This is a genomic window from Arthrobacter sp. C152 (assembly GCF_054890965.1).
In genome coordinates this window covers 21144-42096 of sequence record NZ_JBTZSU010000033.1, presented here as the reverse complement: position 1 = coordinate 42096, position 20953 = coordinate 21144, and the positions used below count along the sequence as shown (strand labels likewise).

Sequence of the window (20953 nt, the reverse complement as noted above, 5' to 3'; positions counted from 1 at the left end):
GTTCTGATGTCAACCGACGCCTCACATGAAGTCCGGCCTGCGGTGGATACCGCCGCAGGCCGGGTGCCCCGGAAAACCGACGACGCCGGGCAGCAGCCCGGAAACAACGGCGGCCTCCGCCGCAAGGGCCTGAGCGAACGCAACCGCCCGCTCTGGATGCTCATCCCCGGCGGGGTCCTGATGATTATCATCATCGTGGTCCCGCTCCTGCTGGGCATCTACATGTCAGTCCTCAACCTGGACCAGTACACGCTCCGCAAATGGATCAGTGCACCACTCATCGGGGTGGAGAACTTCGTTGAAGCGGTCACCGATTCCCCGCTGCTGCACGCCGTCTGGCTGAGCGTCAGCTACTCGCTGCTGGCCATGGTGGTCACGCTGCCGCTGGGCATCGCAGCCGCGGTGGCAACGCAGAACGCGTTCAAGGGCCGGGCAGTGATCCGCTCGATCTTCCTGATCCCGTATGTCCTGCCCTCCTTCGTGGTGGCAACGGTCTGGCGGACCATGCTCCAGCCCGGCGGCATCGTCGATGAAGCCCTGGGCACGGTCGGGATCCACGTGGGGCTGTGGCTCAACGGGCCGCAGACCTTCTGGACGCTGGTCCTGGTCCAGATCTGGGCCTCCTGGCCGTTCATCTACCTGCTGGCGCTGTCCGGCCTGCAGTCCGTGGACCACGAGGTGCACGAAGCATCGGCACTCGACGGCGCACTGTGGTGGAACAAGCTCCGGTACGTGGTCTTCCCCTACCTGAAGGGTCCGCTGTCGCTCGCCTTCCTGATCGGCATGCTGCACCACATCAACAACTTCACCCTCCCGTTCGTGCTGTTCGGCGTCCCGGCCCCGGCCGACGTCGAAGTCCTGCCCATCCTGACCTACGTGACCAGCTTCCAGAGCTTCCGCTTCGGGCTGAGCGCGGCGATGGCCTTCATCTCCCTGGTGCTCATCGCCATCCCGCTGTTCGTCTACCTCCGCGCCGTGAAGCTTGACGACGCCGAAACACCAGGAGCCAAGAAATGAGCACCACCACAGCCGTCCGGCGCGGTGCGGCCACCACGGAGATTCCGCGCCCGGGCTCACACCGCCAGCACGAGGTGCTCCGGCTCCTTCCGACCCCCCTGCTGGTCTTCATCCTGGTGTTCCTGGGCGTCCTGGTCCTCACTCCCGTGCTGTACATCTTCCTGGCCTCGGTGAACTCGGACATCGGTGTGGCCAACGGCGAGTTCTGGCCGTCCTCGGTCACGTTCGAGAACTACTCGAAGATCTGGACCAGCGTGGGCCTGGCCACCGGCCTGACCAACAGCGTCCTGGTGGCCGGCGCAACAGCCGTGGTTTCCGCGGCGCTGTCCGTGTCCACCGCATTCGTCCTGGTCCGCTACAGCTTCCGGGGAAGGCTGACCATCCTGCGCGGCCTCCTGGCACTGCAGTCCGTTCCCGGAACCCTGATGGTGCTGCCGGTGTTCGTCCTGTTCTCCTCGGCCGCAACGTACCTGGGCATCCAGGTCATCGGAACCCAGTGGGGCCTGTTCGTGACCTACCTGACCTTCGCGATGCCGTTCTCCACCTGGGTGATGGTCACCTACCTGCGCGGACTTCCCAAGGAACTGGAAGAGGCGGCAAGGATCGACGGCGCATCCAACCTCGGAGTGCTCTTCCGCATCATCCTGCCGCTGAGCTGGCCCGGCATCGTTGTCTCCGGCATCTTCGCGTTCCTGCTCGGCTGGAACGACGTGCTGTTCGCCTCGGTGATGACGCGCCCCGAAAGCCAGACCGCCGCCGTCGCACTCCAAATCTTCGGTGCCTCCCAGGAAGGCGGCGCCATTCCCTACTACGGCCAGATGATGGCGGCGGCGCTGGTGTGCGCCGCGCCGGTGGTCATTCTCTACCTGATTTTCCAGCGTTACCTAGTAGGCGGGCTGACCGCCGGAGGAGTTAAATAACCATGGTTTCGACCACCCAGGTCACCTGGCAGCTGTCAGGCTTCGGCGACGAGATCGACGACGACCCCGCAGTCCAGATCGCCGTGCTGCAGGCCCTTGGCGCCAACCACATCGAAGTCCGCAGCGCGTGGGGGACCAACATCGTGGACCTCAGCGACGAACAGCTCCAGGCCCTCGCCGCCCTGCTCGCAGAGAAGGAAATGAAGGTCTCGGCCATCGCGTCGCCCATCGGAAAGGTGGACGTCAGCCTCCCGGTGGAGCATGAGGTGGAGCGCCTGCGCCGTGCGGTCAACGCCGCCAAGGTCCTGGACGCCCGGTACATCCGCATCTTCTCCTTCTACTACGGCGAATCGGTGCCGGTGGAGAGCATCCGCGATGCAGTCATCGAGCGCATGCGGGCCATGGCCGACGTTGCCGAGGAAGCCGGCGTGATCCTGCTGCACGAGAACGAAAAGGACATCTTCGGCGACACCCCGGACCGCGTCCTCGACATCATCGAGACCGTCAACTCGCCGGCCCTCAAGGTCGCCTGGGATGCCGCCAACTTCGTCCAGGTGGGAGTAAAGCCGTTCGACGAGGGCTACGCCAAGCTCCGGCCGCACCTGGAATACCTCCAGGTCAAGGACGCGCTCTTCTCCAACGGCCACGTAACCCCAGCCGGTGAAGGCGACGGGGACGTCCTCAAGACCGTGGAGGCCCTCAAAGCCGACGGCTACGAGGGATTCGCTTCCCTGGAGCCGCACCTGGCCGGCGCCCACGGCCTGGGCGGGTTCTCCGGCCCCACCGCGTTCGGCATCGCGGCACGCGCCTTCGCAAAAGTCACCGCAGAAGCAGGAGTCCAGACCGCATGAGCACCCTGAACGTCGCCATCACCGGATGCGGGACCATCGGCCGCACCCACGCCGTTGCCCTCCGTGAATTCCCCGAGGTCCGCATCGTTGCCCTCATCGACGCCATCCCGGCGGCTGCCGAGGCGCTCGCCGACTTCATCGAACAGCACGGCGGTCCACGGCCTGCGCTGTACACTACCCAGGCGGAAGCGTTCGCGGCCGAGGACATCCACCTCGTGGCCCTCGCCACCCCCAGCGGCCTCCACATCCAGCAGAGCCTGGAGGTGCTCGCGGCCGGGAAGCACGTGGTGATCGAAAAGCCCCTCGACGTGGACCTCAGCCGGGCCCAGGAAATCGAGGCCGCCGCCAAGGAGGCCGCCGGCAAGGGCATCGTCGCCTCGGTCATCAGCCAGCACCGGTTCGACCAGTCCAGCGTCGCCGTCTCGAAGGCGATCGCCGCCGGCCGCTTCGGCAAGCTGACGTCGGCCATCGCCTCCGTGGCCTGGTGGCGCAGCCAGGGGTACTACGACTCCGGCGACTGGCGCGGCACCTGGGCCATGGACGGCGGCGGCTCGCTGATGAACCAGGGCGTCCACACCGTGGACCTCCTCCTGTGGTTCATGGGCCGCCCGGTGGAGATCTTCGCGCACACCGCACGGCTCGCGCACGAACGCATCGAGGTGGAGGACACGGCGGTAGCCACCGTCACCTTCGAGAACGGCGGCCTGGCAGTCCTGCACGCCACCACCGCCGCGTACCCGGGCCTGACCGTCCGCGTCCAGCTGATGGGCTCCGAAGGTTCGGCAGTGGTGGACAACGACCGCCTGCAGTACTTCCACAGCAGCGATGCCGGCGGCGAGTCCGCGGACATGGGCCTGCAGGGCGGCGGCAACCAGGCGGACGGGGAACTGGCGAAGTACCCGGAGGAGGACTACAAGGCGGCGGATCCCACCGTCTACCCTGCCGGCCACGTCCGGCAGTACCGGGACATCCTGGCCGCCGTTGCCGGGGGAACACAGCCCGGCGTCACGGTCAGCGACGCCGTCAACGCCCTCGCCGCGGTGCGTTCCGTCTACGTCTCGGCCACCCTGGGCCAGCCCGTCCTCTTCGAGGACGTCCTCGCCGGCAAGTACAACGATCTCGAAGTCCGCACCGGCAGCACACCGGCAGAAAGCGCCTGAATCGATGAAGTTCTCAGTATTCACAGCATCAACCCCCGAATGGACCCCCGAAGAGGCAGTGCAGCAGCTCGCCGCGCAGGGCTGGGACGGCGTCGAATGGCGCATCACCGACCAGGTCGACGCGCCGCAGCCGGGCTTCTGGGCCGGCAACAAGGCCACGGTTCCGCTCACCGGCATGGAAGGGCACCTGGACCGGATCGCCGCCATTACCCGTGAAGCCGGACTGGAGTTCTCCGGGGTGGGCGGGTACGCGCGGTGCGACAACCACGCGGACGTGGACCGGATGCTTGCCGCGACCGCCAAACTTGGAGCCGGCCAGGTGCGGGTGACCACGCCTCCGCTGGGAACCGCTGCATGGGGCAACGAACCGGCCAGCGGCACGCCCTACCCGGAGCTCTTCGACGCCGCCCGCCGGGACTTCGAGTGGATCGCCGACCGGGCCGCCCACCATGGCGTGAAGGCGCTCGTGGAACTGCACCACCGCACCATCACCGCGTCGGCATCCTCCGCGCGCCGCCTCCTCGAGGGGCTGGATCCCCGGCACGTGGGAGTCATCCACGACCTCGGCAACCTGCTGATCGAAGGCCAGGAGGACTACCTTCCCGCGTTCGAACTCCTGGGCGACTACCTGGCCCACGTGCACGTCAAGAACGCGGTCTGGGTCAACAGTGGCGAATCCGACGAATCCGGCGCAGCCATCTACCGGAACGAATGGGCGCCGCTGCGCTCGGGCCAGGGAAGCGTGCTGGAGTACTTCAGGGCGCTCGCCGCGTTCGGCTACGACGGTTGGGTGACCGTGGAGGACTTCTCCACCGAGCTCCCGCTGGCGGACCGGACGGCTGACAACCTGGACTACCTCCGATCCACGGCGGCCCTGGCAGGGCTCTCCGTCCCGGCCGGGAGGCGTTGAACCATGGGACAGCCGATAGCGGACCACCCGGACCGGCTCCTTCCGGCCGATCCCGGGGTCCGCGGGATAGCCCGTTCGCTGTTTTCCCGGGTGGAGGGGCTGCCCATTATCTCTCCGCACGGGCACGTTGACGCCGCGGTCATCGAGCAGAACACTCCCTTTCCCGACCCGGCAGCACTGCTGGTCACACCCGACCATTACGTCACCCGGCTGATCCACGCGGGCGGGGTGCCCATGGACCAGCTGGGCCTGGGCAGCGAGCCCGCCGATTCACGGCAGGTGTGGCACCGTTTCTGCGAGGCGTGGCCGCACTTCGAGGGAACCGCGTCCGGGTACTGGATCCGGCAGGAGTTCGCGCACGTCTTCGGCCTTGCGGAGGAGCCGTCCGCGGACAATGCGGACCGGCTCTACGATGCGCTGCAGGCCAAACTGTCGGAGCCGGGGTTCCGGCCGCGGGAGCTGTTCAAGGAGTTCAACATCGAGGTGCTGGCCACCACCGATGACCCGCTGGACTCACTGGACAGCCATGCCGCGCTCCAGGCGGACCCGTCCTTTCCCGGCAGGGTGCTGCCCACCTTCCGGCCGGACCAGTACCTGAACATGGCACATCCGGCCTGGCAGGACAACGTGGAGCGCCTGATCGGCGCGGCCGGGGACGGCGCCTCAGGCTACGCGGGCTACATCCGTGCGCTGGAGGCGCGCCGGCGGCATTTCGTGGACCGCGGCGCGGTCTCGGCTGACCACGGCGTCTTCACCCCGGCCACGCTGAAGCTGGACGACGGCGAGGCGGAGCGGCTTTTTGAGCGTGGCAGGACGGGCCAGGCGACTGCTGCGGACCGGGACGCCTTCGAGGCGCACATGATCTACCAGATGGCCCGGATGTCGGTGGAGGACGGGTTGGTCATGACCATCCACCCGGGCTCGTTCCGCAACCACCACGCGCCCACCTTCGAGGCCTTCGGCGCAGACACCGGCCACGACATTCCGGTGGCGGTCAACTACACCGAGGCCGTCCGCCCGCTGCTGCAGGACTTCGGCACGGCCAAGGACTTCCACCTGGTCCTGTTCACCCTCGATGAGACGGTGTTCTCCCGGGAGCTGGCGCCGCTGGCCGGCTTCTACCCGTCCGTCTACCTCGGCGCCCCGTGGTGGTTCCTCGACGCACCGGACGCCATGCTGCGCTTCCGTTCGGCGGTCACGGAGACGGCAGGATTCTCCCGGTCCTCCGGCTTCATCGACGACACCCGGGCGTTCTGCTCCATCCCGGCCCGGCATGACACGTCCCGCCGGATTGAGGCTTCGTTCCTGGCGCGGCTGGTGGCGGAGCACCGGATCACGGAGGAGCGGGCGCACGAACTGATCGTGGACATCGTGGACGCGTCCCCGCGGCGAGTGTTCAAGCTGTGAATGACATCCCCGGGCTGGACCGGAAACTGAAGCCGCTGCCGAAGCCGCCGGTGCGGATCGTGCACCTTGGCCTGGGCGCGTTCCACCGCTCCCACCAGGCCTGGTACACCCAGCATGCCGGTGACGCGGCGGAGTGGGGGATCGCGGCGTTCACCGGCCGCCGCCCGGATGCCGCGGAGGCGCTGTCCGCCCAGGATTGCCTTTACACGCTGGTGGAGCGATCGGCGGACGGAGACGGCTTTGAAGTCATCGGCAGCATCGTCGAGGCGGTGGACGGCGCCGATACCGACCGGCTGTGCGGGCTGGTGGCTGCCAAGGACACCGCGATCGTTACGCTGACCATCACCGAGGCAGCCTACGGGCTGGCGGCGGATGGAACGTTCGACGCCGACGCGCCGGTTGTGGCGGATGACCTCCGTGCGCTGTCGGCAGCGGCGTCCGGGGGAGCGGGCACGCCCGCAACCCCGCTCGGCCGCCTGGTGCTGGCCCTCGCCCGGCGGCGCGACAGCGGCGCGGGACCGATCGCCGTCGTCAGCTGCGACAACCTCTCGGCCAACGGCGAGGTGGCGCGCCGCGCCGTGCTGGGCCTGGCATCCGCCTGGGGTGCGGACCTGGCGGAGTGGATCGGGGCGAACGTCAGCTTCGTCAGCACCTCGGTGGACCGGATCACGCCGCGGACCACGGACGCGGACATCGCCGAAGTCGCCGACCAATGCGGCTACCGTGACAGTTCTCCGGTGGTGGCCGAACCGTTCCGGAACTGGGTGCTCAGCGGTGGTTTCCCCGCCGGAAGGCCTCGCTGGGAAGATGCGGGCGCCGTCGTCGTGGACGATATTGAACCCTATGAGAACCGCAAGCTGTGGCTCCTGAACGGTGCCCACTCCATGCTGGCGTATGCGGGGCAGCTCCGCGGCCATGCCACGGTGGCCGACGCCCTGGCGGACCCGGCCTGCCGGAAGGCCGTGGAGGATTTCTGGGACGAGGCAGCCCGGCACCTGCCCGGTGAGGAACTGGACGTTCCGGCGTACCGGCAGGCGCTGCTTGAACGCTTCGGCAACGCCCGGATCGCCCATCGGCTGGCCCAGATCGCGGCGGATGCCACCACCAAGCTGCGGATGCGCGCGGTACCGGCATTGACCGCGGAACGGGCGGCCGGGCGCAGCGGTGCCGGCAGCGCGCTGATGATCGCCGCCTGGATCGACTATGCCGGCGCCACCGGCGACTTCCAGGACCCGCTCGCCACCTCGATCCGCGACGCGAATACGCTGGAGGGCAAGGACAGGGTGGAAGCCCTGCTCCGGCTGGTCAGCGCCGGCCTCGCCGATGACCCGGACATTGTTGCCCTGGTCCACGGGCTCCGTGGCTCGTTCGCAGCCAAAACCGCCGCCCCCGCACCTCTTTAGTCCCCGTTTTTACGTCCGGAAGGAACAGTTTCTCCCATGAAAATCATTGCCGCCGATGTGTTTGTGACCAGCCCGTCGCGGAACTTCGTCACGCTGCGGATCACCACCGAGGACGGTGTGACGGGTATCGGTGACGCCACCCTGAACGGCCGCGAGCTCGCCGTCGCCGCGTACCTGAAGGAGCACGTTGCGCAGCTGCTGATCGGCAAGGACCCGCACCGGATCGAGGACACCTGGCAGTTCCTGTACCGGTCCGCGTACTGGCGGCGTGGGCCCGTGACCATGGCGGCGATCGCCGCGGTGGACATGGCGTTGTGGGACATCAAGGGCAAGCTCGCCGGGATGCCGGTGTACCAGCTCCTCGGCGGCGCGTCACGGAACGGGCTGCGGGCGTACGGTCACGCTTCGGGCGCGGACATCCCGTCGCTGTTCGATTCGGTGCGCGAGCACCTGGAGCTCGGGTACAAGTCGATCCGGATCCAGACCGCCGTGCCCGGCATCAAGGCCGTCTACGGTGTGGCCGCGCAGGCGCAGGCGTCGGGGGAGCGGTACGACTACGAGCCCGCCGGACGCGGCGCGTTCCCGGTGGAGGAGGACTGGGACACCCGCGCGTACCTGCGGCACCTGCCCACCGTGTTCGAGGCGGTGCGGAACGAGTTCGGCCCGGAGATCCCGCTGTTGCACGATGGGCACCACCGGATGACCCCGATCCAGGCGGCGAAGCTGGGCAAGGCGCTGGAGCCGTATGACCTGTTCTGGCTGGAGGACTGCACCCCGGCCGAGAACCAGGAGGGCCTGCGCCTGGTCCGGCAGCACACCACCACGCCGCTGGCCATCGGTGAAATCTTCAACACCGTGTACGACTACCAGACCCTGATCAAGGAGCAGCTGATCGACTACGTCCGGGCCGCCTCCACCCATTTCGGTGGCATCAGCCCATTGAAGAAGGTCATGGACTTCGCCGCGCAGTACCAGATCAAGTCCGGGTTCCACGGCCCCACCGACATCTCCCCGGTCGGGTTCGCCGCGCAGCTGCACGTGGGCTTGGCGATCCACAACTACGGCATCCAGGAATACATGCAGCACTCCGACAAGACCAACGAGGTCTTCGAGCAGTCCATGACGTTCGTGGACGGCTACCTGCATCCGGGCAACAACCCGGGCCTCGGCGTCGACTTCAACGAAGAAGCTGCGGCGGCCTTCCCGTACCAGCAGGCGTACCTGCCCTACAACCGCCTGGTCGACGGTACCGTCCACGATTGGTAAGGCACGCGCAATGACCAAGCACCGCATCATCGTCATGGGGGTCTCCGGCTGCGGCAAGACCACCATCGGCGACCTCGTAGCCCGCGATCTCGGGGTCCCGTTCCTCGACGGCGACGCGCTCCACCCTGTGGAGAACGTCGCCAAAATGGCCGCCGGCACACCGCTGACGGACGAGGACCGCTGGCCCTGGCTCGCCGCCGTCGGCCGCGAACTGGCTGCCGCCGGGGACGGCGGACTGGTGCTTGCCTGCTCCGCGCTCAAGCGAAGCTACCGCGACGCCATCCGGGAGCAGGCGCCGGACACCATCTTCCTGCACCTCAACGGCAGCAAAGAGGTCCTGAAGGCACGCACCGAAGGCCGGACAGGGCACTTCATGCCGCCGGCGCTGCTGGACTCCCAGCTCGCCACGCTGGAACCGCTGCAGGAGGACGAGCGCGGGGTGGTGGTGGACATCGCCGCGCCCGTCGCCGACGTCGTGGCCGGGGCACTCAAGGGGATCGCCGCCGTCGTACATCCCGGCCCGGGCGTGTCCGTGCAAGGTGCCCGGCGCACCAGTGGGCGGCAGTTCGACGTCGACCTTGCCGCCGCTCCGTTCAACCTCGACGCCGGGGCGGTCGCCTGGGTGGAGGGCACGATTGGTGCCATGACGCTCGAGGAAAAGATCGGGCAGCTGTTCATCAACCACAACAACGACTACTCCCCGGAGTACCTCGACGGCGTGCTGGAGAACTTCCACGTGGGCGGCATGCGGTACCGTCCCGGGCCCTCGGCTGCGGTCCAGGAGCACATCCGGTATGCGCAGTCGAGGTCCCGGATTCCGCTGCTGATCGCTTCCAACCCGGAGATGGGCGGCGCCGGAAGCTGCGACGACGGCACGTTCGTGTGCACGCACCTGCAGTCGGGTTCGCACCCGGACAAGGGCATCGCGCGGCAGATGGGACGGGTGGCAGGCGTGGAGACGGCGGCGCTGGGCTGCAACTGGGCCTTTGCGCCGATCGTGGACATCCACTACAACTGGCGGAATACGGTCATTTCCACCCGGTCCTTCGGCAATACGCCGGAGGTGGTGGTGGAGCGTGCGAAGGAGTATTTCGACGGGATCAGCGAGTCTCCCACCGCCTGCGCCATCAAGCACTTCCCGGGCGACGGCGTCGACGAGCGCGACCAGCACGTGGTGACGTCCTACAACATGTTCTCCTATGACGAGTGGGACCGGACGTACGGGCACGTGTACCGGGAGATGATCGCGCACGGCGTGCAGTCCATCATGGTGGGACACATCGGTGCGCCCGAAGTATCCCGGCATTTCCGGCCGGGCATGTCCGACGCGGAGATTCTGCCGGCCACCCTGTCCCCGGAACTGCTGCAGGACCTGCTTCGCGGTGAACTCGGATTCAACGGGCTGGTGCTGACGGATGCGTCGCAGATGGTGGGCCTGACGCAGGCGTTGAAGCGCAGGGACCTGGTTCCCGCCACCATCGCGGCCGGCTGCGACATGTTCCTGTTCTTCCGCAACCCCGCCGAGGACTTTCAGTACATGCTGGACGGCTACAAGTCCGGCATCATCACCGAGCAGCGGCTCCATGACGCGCTGCGGCGGATCCTTGGGCTGAAGGCCTCGCTGGGGCTGCACCTGAAGCCCCTGGACGAACTCGTGCCGCCCGCCGGCGCGCTTGCCGTCATCGGGTCTGCGGAGCACCGCGCCGTTGCTGCTGAGATCGCGGACAAGACAGTGACGCTGGTCAAGGACACCGCCGGGAACCTGCCGATCACCCCGGAAACCCACCCGCGGGTGCGGCTGTACGGGATCTCCGGCGGTGCCGACTTCACCCGGGCCGACCCCCTGGCGTACCTGGACGTGGTGAAGGAGGAACTGGAGGCTGCCGGGTTCGAGGTGCACCTGTTCCGCACGGCGGAGCAGCGCGAGGCGGCGGGGGAGGCAGGCATGAACTTCATGAGGGTCCTGGCAGAGGAAGCCACCGGTGACTACGCGGAGAAGTACGATGCCGCATTTGTGTTTGCCAATGTCAAAGGCTTCGCGCAGGAGGCGGCCATCCGGATCAAGTGGTCCTCGCCAATGGCCGCGGAGATCCCGTGGTACGCCACCGAGGTGCCCACGGTGTTCGTGTCCCTGAACCAGCCGAACCACCTGATCGACGTGCCGATGATCAGGACAGCGGTCCACGCCCATGCCGGAACGCGGGAGGCCATCAGGGCTGCCGTGGAGAAGATCCAGGGCAAATCCGAATTCCAGGGGACGTTCAACGAGAACGTGTTCTGCGGGTCTTTCGACACGCGTCTTTAGGGGTGTTTACGGCAGGAGGCGCCACCGCAACAGCGGCGGCGCCTCCTGTGTGCTTCCGGCGTTACTAGGCGTCTTCACGCTCCGGGTTCTCCAGCCGGAAGAAGTTGGACTGGTTCCCGTCGGTCCGCTGTTCCTGATAGATGAAGTTGAGGCGGCGGTCGTCGAAGGTCTTGAACCATTCCTCCCAGCTGACTTCGCGCAGGTTGGCGTCCTTGTCGCGGAAATCGATGCGCAGGACGCCCAGATGGTCGCCGTGTTCGGTGCCGTCCACCGTGGCCGGGACGCCGCCGCGTTCTTCGGCCCACTGCCGGATCACTTCGTGGTGCGTGGTTGCCAGGCTGCGGCCTTCGCGCTCCGGTTCCTCCTCCGTGGAGGTGATTTCCTGGGAGTACTTCAACGACTTTGACGATTCATCCCCGTAGCGGACCTTGCCGCCGTCGGGGCCGGCGCCCAAGTCTTCCGGGTCCTTCGCGTCAGGGCGGGTACTTTGGTTCCGGCTGCCGTCGTGGCCCTCCTGCCGGGCCGCGGCCACCTCCTTCACCAATTCTTCCTTGCGCATGCCAGAGGCGCCGGAGATGTGCTCGTCCTGGGCTTCCTGGCGGAGCGCGTCCACTATCATTTTGCGCAGTTCGGTTTCACTGACGTCGGGGGTGTTCGGCGTCTGGTTGCCTGGCTTGTCACTCATCGCAATTCCTCCCGTTCCAGAACAGCAAATAGTAAGGTTACTTACTTTCTAGCCGGTGAGGAATGCGGCGTCAAGCACCCCCTCCGCGGCTCCTATGCGTGGGGCGCAGCAAAATTACGACGGCGGCCAGCACCCAGAATGCCGCGCCCCAGGCCAGGGGCGGGGCTAGGGTGGCAATCCCGGCTCCGTTGCCGGACCCTGCCATGAAGGAGTTGATTCACGCCCCGCCCGAGAGGGGCGCGTGCATCAGCAGCCTCCTAGTCTCAAAGTTGCACGACTCCTCGCCTGATCCTGTGCATCACAAACAACTCGGTACCGCCGGAGGGGCGGCGGCAGCTTCATCTCCGCGAATCGCTGCACGATCGGCGACGCCTCGCGGTCCAGCCTGATGATGATGGAACTGCTGGTGAGGCAACTCGATCAAGTTGCTGTTTCGCCCGTGCCTCGGGAGAAGCGGCCGAACCGGTGCAGGTACAGATACATCGCGAGGAAAGTAATGATTCCCAGCAGCGGACCAGCCCGGCTGGTGGACGGCGTGCCGCGGATGTTGTTGTTATTCATCAGCATCCTCGGTTGAAGCCGACGACGGATCCTGCAACGGCCAAGGCCGCCGAGCGGAAGATAACCACTGTCGGTAAGCTCAACCGAAGCTTCGAGAACATCTGTTGGCGTGGAAGCGGCCAAGAACTATCACTGAAGCTTGCTTCGAAGCGGGCGTCAGGCGGAAGAAGCCAGCAAACAATCATGTCGAAAGTGGGGCCGCCCGGATAGCTGTTGGCGGGCCGGGGCCTGTCCGCAGTGGGGTTCTGGCACGAGTTACGACGTTTTCTACGTGGTGGGCGCAGTCGGGTATCAGCTTCAGCAGTGACCCGTGGAGTTACGCTGGTGGATGAAGCAACAGCGGACTCTCTGCCAATGCCACGGCCGGAACCTGGGAGACGGCCTGCTGGACCCCCGGACCTTGCTGCGGCAGATGGGGGTTGCTTCGCTTAACGATGCTGCGTTACCGCTGGACCTTTCCAAGCAAAGACGAAGGCTCTGGTTCCCTTAGTTCTAAGGGATCAGAGCCTTCCTCGTCAGCGGTGACGGTGGGATTTGAACCCACGTTGGCTGTTACACCAAACAACATTTCGAGTGTTGCACCTTCGGCCGCTCGGACACGTCACCAACCTCAATAGGGTACCGGAGCAAGGCCTGCATCCCCAAAACGAGGCCAGCCCAGGCACTTTTTTCGAGGGGTTCTGCAGGGATTGCCCTTACATGCCGGCTCAGGGTGGCTGCGACCGGAGGCAAGGTCAAAATGTCGGACCCCCGTTGGATGATGTTCGTATGGGAATTAGCGGCGGTTCGGTGAGCGGTTCAGGGGCGGGGATGGAGGGTGTTCGTGCCTCTGTTGCTGCCCTTGATGCGCTGTTCCTGGAGGAGGCTGCGCTTGTTTCCGCTGATGGTTCTGCCGCTGGTGCTTCTGGTCACGGTGCTGGGGTGGATGTGTTGCAGCGGCAGTACGAGATCCGGCTGGAACGGCTGGAGCTGCGGTCCCGCCTGGAAGCCCAGCTCAAGGCCGGGCAGGCGCAGGACGCGGCCGAGTGCATCCGCATCCAGCAGGCCATGACCCCGCCGGACGCCTCTGTGCCGGAACGCACCTACACCGAAATGTCCGCGGTGGAGGAGATCGCGGGGGTCCTGACCATGACCTCCGCGGCTGCGGGGGCGTTCGTGCACCAGGCGCAGCAGGTCTGTTCGCTGCCGCCGGTCATGGACGCTTTGGCTGCCGGGGCGGTGTCGTGGCAACACGCAAAGGTCATCGTCGATGAAACCGAGGGCCTGAGCCCTGCCGGTGCTGCGTCCCTGGTGGCGCACTTCTTCGACCCCGGCGCCCCGAACCCTGCCCGCGGCGCCGCCCCCGGCGCCCTCGTCCCGTCCCGGTTCAGGGCCAAGGCCCGTACCTGGCGCGAACGCCACCACCCCGAATCCATCGAAGAACGCCACGCCAAGGGTGCTGCCGACCGGCGGATGGAATACCGGCCCGACCGGGACGGCATGGCCTGGATCTCACTCCATGTCCCTTGCGATACCGCCTCCGCGATCTGGAACCGCACCACCGCCATCGCCCGCGGCCTCCAAGGCCCCGACGAACCACGCACCATCACCCAACTCCGCCCCGACATCGCCGCCAGCCTGCTCCTCGGCGCCGGAACCACCGGCTCCGGCGATGGCAACTCCGACGGCACCGGCTCCGGGGATGGCAGTTCCCCGCAACCAGGAACCACGGCCCTCGGCCAGGTCCCCGGCCCGAGGGCTGACGTGCTGGTGATGGTTCCGGTTTTCTCCGCCCTCGGCGTCACCGACGAACCCGCGATTCTCGATGGCTACGGCCCGATCCCGGCCTCCATGGCCCGCAAACTCCTCGCCGACGGGGCCCGTTCGTTCTACCGGGTCCTCGTCGACCCGGCGGACGGGGCGCCGCTGGAGATCGGGCGGAAGAGCTACCGGCTGCCGGAGGCCATCAAACGCTGGATCAGGATGCGGGACGCCAAATGCACCTTCCCCGGCTGCAACAACCTCACCGCCGATAACGACACAGACCACCTTCAAGCCTGGCAACACGACGGCACCACCGGCGTTTCCAACCTGGGACAGCTCTGCCCCAAACATCACCGGCTCAAACACAACACCGGCTGGACACCCACCCCGGCTTCGAAGGATCAGCCACCGGGCTGGACCTCACCCACCGGCCGCCACTACCCAGCCGAACAACACGACCCCGAACCAACCCACTGGCCTTACTGGCCGATGTTCGCCGCCAGCCCGGGTGAAGATGCCAGCCCCGGGGGCGTCCCGAAGTGGGAACCGGACGACGACACACTCATCGACCCCGGCGACCTGTCGCCGGACGACCCCCTCTGGGCAGAATTCTTCACAAAGCCATTTGCGTTGTTGACGTGTTAGTTCTGCCGTGATCCGCGCAGGTCTGTCATGTCTCCACCGTGAGCAGCCCACGAAACCCGACACCCGCCGTCGGACTTTCCCGTTGCCGGGGCATCCGGCTAGATTCGTCAGCAAGATGACGAATCCACAGACTCCGATCCACGCAACCGCATACTGGACCACCGCCAAGGAGCACGGCGAGCTCCGATCCGAGGAAGTGCCCGCCCCCGGACCCGGCGAAGCCCTGGTCCGCGCCCTGTACTCCGGCATCAGCAAGGGCACCGAGATGGTGGTCCACGCCGGCTCGGTCCCGCCCCGGGTCGCAGAACAAATGCGCGCGCCGCACCAGGAAGGGCAGTTCCCCGGGCCCGTGAAGTTCGGGTACCTGTCGGTGGGTGTCGTGGAGGAAGGCCCCGACGACTGGAAGGGGCAGCGCGTCTTTTGCCTGAACCCGCACCAGGACCGCTACGTGGTTCCCGTGGACTCCCTGACCAGGATCCCCGATGACGTCCCCTCGCGCCGCGCCGTGCTGACTGGCACGGTCGAGACAGCGGTTAACGCGCTCTGGGAGGCCGGGCCGCGCCTGGGGGACCGGATCGCCGTCGTCGGTGCCGGACTGGTGGGCGGCATGGTGGCCACGCTGCTGCGCACCTTCCCGCTGGAGCGCCTCCAGCTGGTGGACCTCGACCCCGGACGCAGGCAGTTGGCGGACGCCCTGGGCGTTGACTTCGCCCTGCCGGCAGACGCCCTTTCCGACTGTGACATTGTGTTCCACTGCTCAGCGTCGCAGGAGGGCCTGGAACGCAGCCTCCAGCTCGTGGGTGACGAAGGCGACGTCATCGAGATGTCCTGGTACGCCAACCGCGAAGTCACCGTACCGCTGGGCGAGGACTTCCATGCAAGGCGCCTGTCCATCAGGGCCAGCCAGGTGGGCAAGGTGGCGCGCGCCCGCCGGCATCGCCGGACCAACGCCGACCGTCTGGAACTCGCCGTCTCGCTGCTCAAGGATCCCGTCTTCGACGTGTTCCTGACCGGTTCATCGGCGTTCCAGGACCTGCCGGACGTGGTGCAAAACCTTGCCCACGGCACGCTGGAAGCCCTGTGCCACGTCATCGACTACTCCGCAGCCAGCGACCCAAGCAGCCCCACCGGCAACGATCCCACTTCCGAGCACCCGAGGTAAATGACATGTTCAGCCTGACCGTCCGCCGCCACTTCATGATCGCCCACAGCCTTCCGCGTGAGGCGTTCGGCCCCGCCCAGGCCCTGCATGGGGCGACGTTCGTGGCCGAGGTAGCCTTCCGCCGTCGCGCGCTGAACCAGGATGCGATCGTCCTGGACATCGGGGCCGCGGGAACGATGATCGAGGAAGTCCTCGCCGGCCTGAACTACCGCAACCTGGACGAACATCCCGACTTTGCCGGCAGGCTCACCACCACGGAGGCCCTCGCCGAATACATCGCCCAGGCCGTGTCCGCCAGGATCAGGGACACCGACGACGGCCGCGAGCTTGAGGGCATCGACGTCACCCTCCGTGAAAATCCGGACGCCTGGGCCAGCTATTCCCTGGATCTCTCCGCCTGACCATGCGCCCCATCCGGCTGCTGGTCCCCGGCAATATCCAGCACAGCTCCGGCGGCAACGTCTACAACGCCCGGCTCGTTGCTGGCCTCAAGGCGCTAGGGGAGGACGTGGAGGTCGTCGCGGTCGAGGGTAGCTGGCCCGTTCCCAATGCCAGGGAACGACGCCGGCTGGGCGGGCTGCTCGGGGCTTGGGAACCGGAGGCGGGTCCCGGGCCTGCGGTGGTCATCGTGGACGGGCTGGTCGCCGTGGGCGCCCCGGACGAACTGGAGCTTGCGGCCAAGGCCGGGCGGGAAACATGGGTCCTGGAGCATATGCCCCTGCCGGAAACTTCGGAGCCTGCCGCCCTGGAGGGCGAGGGCCGCGCCCTGAAGGCAGCGACGGGCGTCATCTGCACCAGCACCTGGGCGTCGGACAAGCTGCGGGGCCGGGGGATCACGGGCAGCGGCGTTGCCCTTCCCGGTGTTAATCCCGCGCCGGAAGCGTCCGGGTCCAAACCGCCGCACTTCGCCGTCGTGGCCGCCCTGCTCCCTAACAAGGACCAGTTGCTGGTGGTGGACGCCCTCGCAGGACTCCGGGACCACGACTGGACGGCCGCGCTGGTGGGCTCGGACCAGGCGGACCCCGGCTACGCCGACCAGGTCAGGACCGCAATCCGGTCGCACGGGCTGCAGGGAAGGGTCCAGCTGACCGGCGAGCGGACCGGTGACGCACTGGAAGCGGAATGGGAAAGGACCAACCTGAGCCTGCTGGTGTCCCGGAACGAGGCCTTCGGGATGGCGGTCACCGAATCCCTGGCCCACGGCATCCCCGTCGTGGTGCGCGAAAGCACGGGCGCAGTGGAAGCCCTCAGCCTGTCCGCGCTGGCCCAGGCCGGCGGCGGCCCCCGGCTTCCCGGGGTAGCGCTGCCGATTCCGGAAGAGGGACGGGAGAACCCGGGCCCGCTCGCCGGGCTGCTGCGGCGGTGGCTGGAAGATGCGGAAACACGGAGCAGTTGGCGGGACGCGGCCCTGGCCGCGCGGACGACGTTGCCCGACTGGAGCAGGACGGCCCGGACTGTCCTGGACCTGCTGGCGGGACCGGCAGGGCGGGGCTAGAGCCGGGCCCGGCTACAGCCCGGCCCGGTGCGCGGCGAAGAACTCCCGCAGCAGTACGGCGCATTCTTCTTCGCGGACTCCGGGGTAGACCTCCACCCAATGGTTGAGGCGCCGCTCCCGCAGGATGTCGAATACCGAGCCGGCCGCGCCCGCCTTCTCGTCCCACGCCCCGAAGACCACCCGGGGTATGCGGGCCAGCACAATCGCTCCGGCGCACATGGCGCAGGGCTCCAGAGTGACAACCAGGGTGCAGTCGGACAGCCGCCAGCCGTCGCCGCTGCCGCCGCCGGCCTTTGCCCGTTCCCGCAGCCGTTCCGCGGCCTCCCTGATCGCCACCACCTCGGCGTGCGCCGTGGGGTCCCCCAACTCCTCCCGCTGGTTGCGTCCGGAACCCAGCACGTCGCCGTCGGGCCCTATCACCACGGCACCGATGGGCACATCCTCCGTGCTCAGGGCGCGGCGGGCTTCCGCCAGGGCGAGGCCCATCCAGGCGTCGTGTTTCTTTTCGGGCAACGGCATGGCTCAATGATAGTTTCGGGGTTACTCAGGTTACTTACCGACGCCGGGAGGCAGCATGGACACTCTGCGCGACCGTTTGAGTACATGGTTCAAGCCGTACGCGGCGCTGACCCTCACCATCCTGGTGGGCGGGGTGATCATCGTGTCCCTGGCATTGCTCGGCTCAGAGGTCTATGACGACGTGGTGGACTCTGCCGGGCTGGCCAACCTGGACAAGCCCGCGCTGGCCTTTGCGGAGACGCTGAGGAATCCCGGCCTTAACGCGGCGGTGACCGGCTTCACGAATATCGGCGGCGGCATCGGCATGCCCATCCTTGCCAGCATCCTCACCGCATGGCTGACGTTCCTCAGCCGCAACTGGCGTCCCCTGGTCCTGGTGGGCGGAGCGGCCGCAGCCTCCATCACGGCCACCACACTCGGGAAGAAGCTCGTGGGCCGCACCCGCCCGGACCATGCGGATGCCGTGCCGCCATTCGAGGATTCACCGTCATTCCCCAGTGGCCACACCCTGAACACCACCGTGGTCATCAGCCTGATCGTCTACCTCATCTGCCTGCAGTTCAACGTGATGTGGACCCGCGTCACGGCGATCACTGCCGGCACCCTCTTCATCATCGCCATGGGCCTGAGCAGGGTCTTCCTGGGCCACCACTGGCTGACGGACGTCATGGCCGGCTGGATCCTGGGACTGGCCTGGGTGTCCATTGTCATCCTGGCACACCGGCTCTTCCACCTGGTCCGGCGGCGGGAGCACGCGGGTGCCGCACCGTCGTTCGACCGTCCCGTGGTCCGCGACGTCGTCGCCCAGGAGCTGCACGACGGCGGTCCGTCCGGCCCGGGGAAGGGTTCTGGCGGGTGATAGTTTTGGGGGATGCGCACTCTCGTTGTTGACCACCCGCTGGTTGCCCACAAGCTCACCGTCCTGCGGGACAAGAACACCCCGTCCCCGGTCTTCCGCCAGTTGACGGAAGAGCTGGTCACCCTGCTGGCCTATGAGGCCACCCGCGAGGTCCGCACCGAGCCCGTCACCATCCAGACGCCCGTCAGCACCACCGTCGGCACGGCCTTCACCAAGCCCACGCCCCTGGTGGTCCCCATCCTGCGTGCCGGCCTGGGCATGCTCGAGGGCATGACCAAACTGGTTCCCACCGCCGAGGTGGGCTTCCTGGGCATGGCCCGGGACGAGGAAACGCTGGACATCATCACCTACGCGGAGCGGCTTCCCGAGGACCTGACCGGCCGCCAGGTCTTCGTCCTGGACCCGATGCTTGCCACCGGCGGCACCCTCCGCGAGGCCATCAAGTTCCTGTTCAAGCGCGGCGCCTCCGACGTCACCTGCATCTGCCTGCTCGCCGCACCCGAAGGCCTGGCCAGGCTGGAGGAGGAGCTGTCCGGGGCCAACGTGCACATTGTCCTGGCGTCCATCGATGAGAAGCTCAACGACAAGTCGTACATCGTTCCCGGCCTCGGCGACGCCGGCGACCGCCTTTACGGCATCGCCGGGTAACCCCCTTTCCCAAACCGGGCCACGCCGCTAGCCTGTGCGGATGGACTGGAAACTCGAACTCGTCTTTGTCCCCGTGTCCGACGTGGACCGCGCCAAGGATTTCTACGTCAACAAAGTGGGTTTCAACCCGGATTTTGACGAGCGGCCCTCCGACGCCATCCGCTTCGTCCAGCTGACGCCCCGCGGCTCCGCCTGTTCAATCTGCATCGGCGAGGGGCTGTCCGACGCGCCGCCCGGAACCGGATCCAACCTGCAGCTGGTGGTGGACGACATCCATGCGGCGCACGAGTTCCTGAAGAACAACGGGGTGGAGGTCAGCGACATCGACGTCCAGCCCTGGGGCCACTTCGTGTACTTCGCCGATCCGGACGGCAACAAGTGGGCCGTGCAGTACATCCCCTACCGGAACGCCGGGCAGGCTGGTTAGGACTTAAACCGCGGCAGCCCGCACCTTGGGGTGCGGGCTGCTGATGGTGCGGGCGTGGTGCCGGCCTCCTAGTACCAGTTGTGGGCCAGGTGGAAGTTCAGGGCGCCGCAGGGGGACTGGTAGCTCTTCTTGATGTAGTCCAGGCCCCAGTTGATCTGGGTGCGGTAATTGGTGAGGTAGTCCGCTCCAAAGCTTGCCATTTTTTCGGCCGGCAGCGACTGCACGATGCCGTAGGCCCCGCTGCTGGCGTTGGTGGCCGTGGTGGTCCAGTCCGATTCCTTGGTCCACAGGGTCTTCAGGCACTGCATCTGGTCGGCGCTCCAGCCGAAGGAGGCCAGCTGGCTGTCGGCGTAGGCCTGGGCGCCTGCAGGATCGTTGACCGCGACGGCGGGAGCCGGCTCGGGTGCGGGGGCCGGAGCGGGTGCAGCCTGGGCTGGGGGAGTGGACGGGGCAGGGGCCGGTTCGGCCGCCTGGGGTGCCACGTTGATCGGCGCCGGGCTGGGTGTCGCGGCAGGGTTGGAACGGATTTCGCTTTTCTCGATGCTCAGTTGGGCGTCGGAAGCTGCTGTGGAAGAGTGGGACCCGGTGGCCGAGACCGGGGCCATGCTGTTGGTGGCCTGGCCTGCGGCGCCAACGCCGACCAGCACGGCACAGGATGCCGCGAGGATGGCGGCCCGCCGGCCGAGGGTGCTCTTTTTGGCCGCCTGGGGTTTGGCCCGGTGTTTTGCCTTGGACTGCAGGCAGGGTTCTGCCGTGTTTTTGGACATGGTTGATCGCCTCTCACACCTGCGGAGTTAGCTGTCGGGTTCGGATGAGGGCATCCGGCAGCACGGAATGATCACGTGCTGCTTAACCCCAAGGGCAGTCATTGCCCGGGACGGTGGGTCCCCCGCCTCTGCCGTTGCTCAAGCGGAATCCGGGAAGCGGCAGAGCTTGGCGTCAACCCGGGATTGCGGTCCGAACGCGGGCC

Annotated in this window: 20 protein-coding genes, 1 tRNA gene and 1 riboswitch; of the genes, 16 read left to right on the top strand and 5 right to left on the bottom strand. The window is 67.1% G+C overall.

Annotation, left to right across the window (positions count from 1 at the left end; genetic code table 11):
- Nucleotides 1-6: 6 nt before the first annotated feature.
- Genes ACYSM9_RS17815 through ACYSM9_RS17775 form a run of 9 tightly spaced genes read left to right on the top strand, consistent with a single transcriptional unit; the run spans nucleotide 7 to nucleotide 11239 of the window.
- Complete coding sequence (locus ACYSM9_RS17815) at nucleotides 7-1017, top strand: carbohydrate ABC transporter permease (RefSeq protein ID WP_461858287.1); 1011 nt, start codon at nucleotides 7-9, stop codon at nucleotides 1015-1017.
- Nucleotides 1014-1937, top strand: a complete 924-nt coding sequence (locus ACYSM9_RS17810; protein WP_461858286.1) for a carbohydrate ABC transporter permease — start codon at nucleotides 1014-1016, stop codon at nucleotides 1935-1937. Before ACYSM9_RS17815 ends, ACYSM9_RS17810 begins: the two co-directional genes overlap by 4 nt.
- A gap of 2 nt (nucleotides 1938-1939) precedes the next feature.
- Entirely contained in the window at nucleotides 1940-2788 is an 849-nt protein-coding gene (locus tag ACYSM9_RS17805) for a sugar phosphate isomerase/epimerase family protein (protein ID WP_461858285.1), read from the top strand.
- The gene (locus tag ACYSM9_RS17800; protein ID WP_461858284.1) at nucleotides 2785-3948 is read left to right on the top strand and encodes a Gfo/Idh/MocA family protein; all 1164 of its coding nucleotides are present in this window, start codon (nucleotides 2785-2787) and stop codon (nucleotides 3946-3948) included. The genes ACYSM9_RS17805 and ACYSM9_RS17800 overlap by 4 nt, the downstream gene beginning before the upstream one ends.
- Nucleotides 3949-3952: 4 nt before the next feature.
- On the top strand, nucleotides 3953-4858 hold the full coding sequence (locus ACYSM9_RS17795; RefSeq protein ID WP_461858283.1) for a sugar phosphate isomerase/epimerase family protein: 906 nt from the start codon (nucleotides 3953-3955) through the stop codon (nucleotides 4856-4858).
- A 3-nt stretch (nucleotides 4859-4861) separates the two neighbouring features.
- The gene (uxaC, locus tag ACYSM9_RS17790) at nucleotides 4862-6265 is read left to right on the top strand and encodes a glucuronate isomerase (RefSeq protein WP_461858282.1); all 1404 of its coding nucleotides are present in this window, start codon (nucleotides 4862-4864) and stop codon (nucleotides 6263-6265) included.
- Nucleotides 6262-7668 carry a mannitol dehydrogenase family protein gene (locus ACYSM9_RS17785; RefSeq protein ID WP_461858281.1) on the top strand — a complete coding sequence of 469 codons (1407 nt, stop codon included), beginning with the start codon at nucleotides 6262-6264 and terminating at the stop codon, nucleotides 7666-7668. The genes uxaC and ACYSM9_RS17785 overlap by 4 nt, the downstream gene beginning before the upstream one ends.
- 36 nt (nucleotides 7669-7704) lie before the next feature.
- Nucleotides 7705-8934, top strand: coding sequence for a D-mannonate dehydratase ManD (manD, locus tag ACYSM9_RS17780; RefSeq protein ID WP_461858280.1), 1230 nt, complete (start codon nucleotides 7705-7707; stop codon nucleotides 8932-8934).
- Between the two features lie 10 nt (nucleotides 8935-8944).
- Nucleotides 8945-11239 carry a gluconokinase, GntK/IdnK-type gene (locus tag ACYSM9_RS17775; RefSeq protein WP_461858279.1) on the top strand — a complete coding sequence of 765 codons (2295 nt, stop codon included), beginning with the start codon at nucleotides 8945-8947 and terminating at the stop codon, nucleotides 11237-11239.
- A 64-nt stretch (nucleotides 11240-11303) separates the two neighbouring features.
- Here ACYSM9_RS17775 and ACYSM9_RS17770 read toward each other — a convergent pair whose 3' ends face one another.
- The 3 genes from ACYSM9_RS17770 to ACYSM9_RS17760 form a co-directional block, all read right to left on the bottom strand.
- The gene (locus ACYSM9_RS17770; RefSeq protein ID WP_461858278.1) at nucleotides 11304-11924 is read right to left on the bottom strand and encodes a Rho termination factor N-terminal domain-containing protein; all 621 of its coding nucleotides are present in this window, start codon (nucleotides 11922-11924) and stop codon (nucleotides 11304-11306) included.
- Between the two features lie 420 nt (nucleotides 11925-12344).
- Nucleotides 12345-12485, bottom strand: a complete 141-nt coding sequence (locus ACYSM9_RS17765) for a hypothetical protein (protein WP_461858277.1) — start codon at nucleotides 12483-12485, stop codon at nucleotides 12345-12347.
- Between the two features lie 519 nt (nucleotides 12486-13004).
- Nucleotides 13005-13091 (bottom strand) — tRNA-Ser (locus ACYSM9_RS17760).
- Between the two features lie 162 nt (nucleotides 13092-13253).
- On the opposite strand from ACYSM9_RS17760, the gene ACYSM9_RS17755 reads away from it, so the two are divergent.
- The 4 genes from ACYSM9_RS17755 to ACYSM9_RS17740 all read left to right on the top strand — a co-directional run bounded on the left by ACYSM9_RS17755 (nucleotide 13254) and on the right by ACYSM9_RS17740 (nucleotide 17530).
- Nucleotides 13254-14873, top strand: coding sequence for an HNH endonuclease signature motif containing protein (locus tag ACYSM9_RS17755; RefSeq protein WP_461858276.1), 1620 nt, complete (start codon nucleotides 13254-13256; stop codon nucleotides 14871-14873).
- Between the two features lie 115 nt (nucleotides 14874-14988).
- Nucleotides 14989-16035 (top strand): zinc-dependent alcohol dehydrogenase, encoded by a 1047-nt coding sequence (locus tag ACYSM9_RS17750; RefSeq protein WP_461858275.1) that lies wholly within the window; start codon nucleotides 14989-14991, stop codon nucleotides 16033-16035.
- Between the two features lie 5 nt (nucleotides 16036-16040).
- Nucleotides 16041-16436: a 6-pyruvoyl trahydropterin synthase family protein gene (locus ACYSM9_RS17745; RefSeq protein ID WP_461858274.1), complete on the top strand. Its 396-nt coding sequence runs from the start codon at nucleotides 16041-16043 to the stop codon at nucleotides 16434-16436.
- 2 nt (nucleotides 16437-16438) lie between these two features.
- The gene (locus ACYSM9_RS17740; RefSeq protein WP_461858273.1) at nucleotides 16439-17530 is read left to right on the top strand and encodes a glycosyltransferase family 4 protein; all 1092 of its coding nucleotides are present in this window, start codon (nucleotides 16439-16441) and stop codon (nucleotides 17528-17530) included.
- A 12-nt stretch (nucleotides 17531-17542) separates the two neighbouring features.
- Here ACYSM9_RS17740 and ACYSM9_RS17735 read toward each other — a convergent pair whose 3' ends face one another.
- Entirely contained in the window at nucleotides 17543-18049 is a 507-nt protein-coding gene (locus ACYSM9_RS17735; RefSeq protein WP_461858272.1) for a nucleoside deaminase, read from the bottom strand.
- 55 nt (nucleotides 18050-18104) lie between these two features.
- On the opposite strand from ACYSM9_RS17735, the gene ACYSM9_RS17730 reads away from it, so the two are divergent.
- From ACYSM9_RS17730 to ACYSM9_RS17720, 3 genes are read left to right on the top strand one after another with little or no spacing between them, the layout of a single operon-like run.
- Nucleotides 18105-18908, top strand: coding sequence for a phosphatase PAP2 family protein (locus ACYSM9_RS17730; protein WP_461858271.1), 804 nt, complete (start codon nucleotides 18105-18107; stop codon nucleotides 18906-18908).
- A gap of 12 nt (nucleotides 18909-18920) precedes the next feature.
- A complete protein-coding gene (gene upp / locus ACYSM9_RS17725; RefSeq protein ID WP_221385530.1) occupies nucleotides 18921-19556 on the top strand; it encodes a uracil phosphoribosyltransferase in 636 nt (211 codons plus the stop codon).
- Between the two features lie 40 nt (nucleotides 19557-19596).
- Complete coding sequence (locus tag ACYSM9_RS17720) at nucleotides 19597-19983, top strand: glyoxalase superfamily protein (protein ID WP_461858270.1); 387 nt, start codon at nucleotides 19597-19599, stop codon at nucleotides 19981-19983.
- A gap of 68 nt (nucleotides 19984-20051) precedes the next feature.
- Here ACYSM9_RS17720 and ACYSM9_RS17715 read toward each other — a convergent pair whose 3' ends face one another.
- Entirely contained in the window at nucleotides 20052-20750 is a 699-nt protein-coding gene (locus ACYSM9_RS17715; RefSeq protein ID WP_461858269.1) for an aggregation-promoting factor C-terminal-like domain-containing protein, read from the bottom strand.
- A gap of 5 nt (nucleotides 20751-20755) precedes the next feature.
- Nucleotides 20756-20915: riboswitch (cyclic di-AMP (ydaO/yuaA leader) on the bottom strand.
- Nucleotides 20916-20953: the final 38 nt, after the last annotated feature.

Bases quoted from the DNA above. Each gene is read 5' to 3' on its own strand.
- ACYSM9_RS17810 (WP_461858286.1), top strand. From the start codon at position 1,014: ATGAGCACCACCACAGCCGTCCGGCGCGGTGCGGCCACCACGGAGATT.
- ACYSM9_RS17745 (WP_461858274.1), top strand. From the start codon at position 16,041: ATGTTCAGCCTGACCGTCCGCCGCCACTTCATGATCGCCCACAGCCTT.
- ACYSM9_RS17755 (WP_461858276.1), top strand. From the start codon at position 13,254: ATGGGAATTAGCGGCGGTTCGGTGAGCGGTTCAGGGGCGGGGATGGAG.
- ACYSM9_RS17805 (WP_461858285.1), top strand. From the start codon at position 1,940: ATGGTTTCGACCACCCAGGTCACCTGGCAGCTGTCAGGCTTCGGCGAC.
- manD (WP_461858280.1), top strand. From the start codon at position 7,705: ATGAAAATCATTGCCGCCGATGTGTTTGTGACCAGCCCGTCGCGGAAC.
- ACYSM9_RS17770 (WP_461858278.1), bottom strand. From the start codon at position 11,924: ATGAGTGACAAGCCAGGCAACCAGACGCCGAACACCCCCGACGTCAGT.
- upp (WP_221385530.1), top strand. From the start codon at position 18,921: ATGCGCACTCTCGTTGTTGACCACCCGCTGGTTGCCCACAAGCTCACC.
- uxaC (WP_461858282.1), top strand. From the start codon at position 4,862: ATGGGACAGCCGATAGCGGACCACCCGGACCGGCTCCTTCCGGCCGAT.
- ACYSM9_RS17815 (WP_461858287.1), top strand. From the start codon at position 7: ATGTCAACCGACGCCTCACATGAAGTCCGGCCTGCGGTGGATACCGCC.
- ACYSM9_RS17730 (WP_461858271.1), top strand. From the start codon at position 18,105: ATGGACACTCTGCGCGACCGTTTGAGTACATGGTTCAAGCCGTACGCG.
- ACYSM9_RS17750 (WP_461858275.1), top strand. From the start codon at position 14,989: ATGACGAATCCACAGACTCCGATCCACGCAACCGCATACTGGACCACC.
- ACYSM9_RS17740 (WP_461858273.1), top strand. From the start codon at position 16,439: ATGCGCCCCATCCGGCTGCTGGTCCCCGGCAATATCCAGCACAGCTCC.
- ACYSM9_RS17800 (WP_461858284.1), top strand. From the start codon at position 2,785: ATGAGCACCCTGAACGTCGCCATCACCGGATGCGGGACCATCGGCCGC.
- ACYSM9_RS17795 (WP_461858283.1), top strand. From the start codon at position 3,953: ATGAAGTTCTCAGTATTCACAGCATCAACCCCCGAATGGACCCCCGAA.
- ACYSM9_RS17735 (WP_461858272.1), bottom strand. From the start codon at position 18,049: ATGCCGTTGCCCGAAAAGAAACACGACGCCTGGATGGGCCTCGCCCTG.
- ACYSM9_RS17765 (WP_461858277.1), bottom strand. From the start codon at position 12,485: ATGAATAACAACAACATCCGCGGCACGCCGTCCACCAGCCGGGCTGGT.
- ACYSM9_RS17715 (WP_461858269.1), bottom strand. From the start codon at position 20,750: ATGTCCAAAAACACGGCAGAACCCTGCCTGCAGTCCAAGGCAAAACAC.
- ACYSM9_RS17775 (WP_461858279.1), top strand. From the start codon at position 8,945: ATGACCAAGCACCGCATCATCGTCATGGGGGTCTCCGGCTGCGGCAAG.
- ACYSM9_RS17720 (WP_461858270.1), top strand. From the start codon at position 19,597: ATGGACTGGAAACTCGAACTCGTCTTTGTCCCCGTGTCCGACGTGGAC.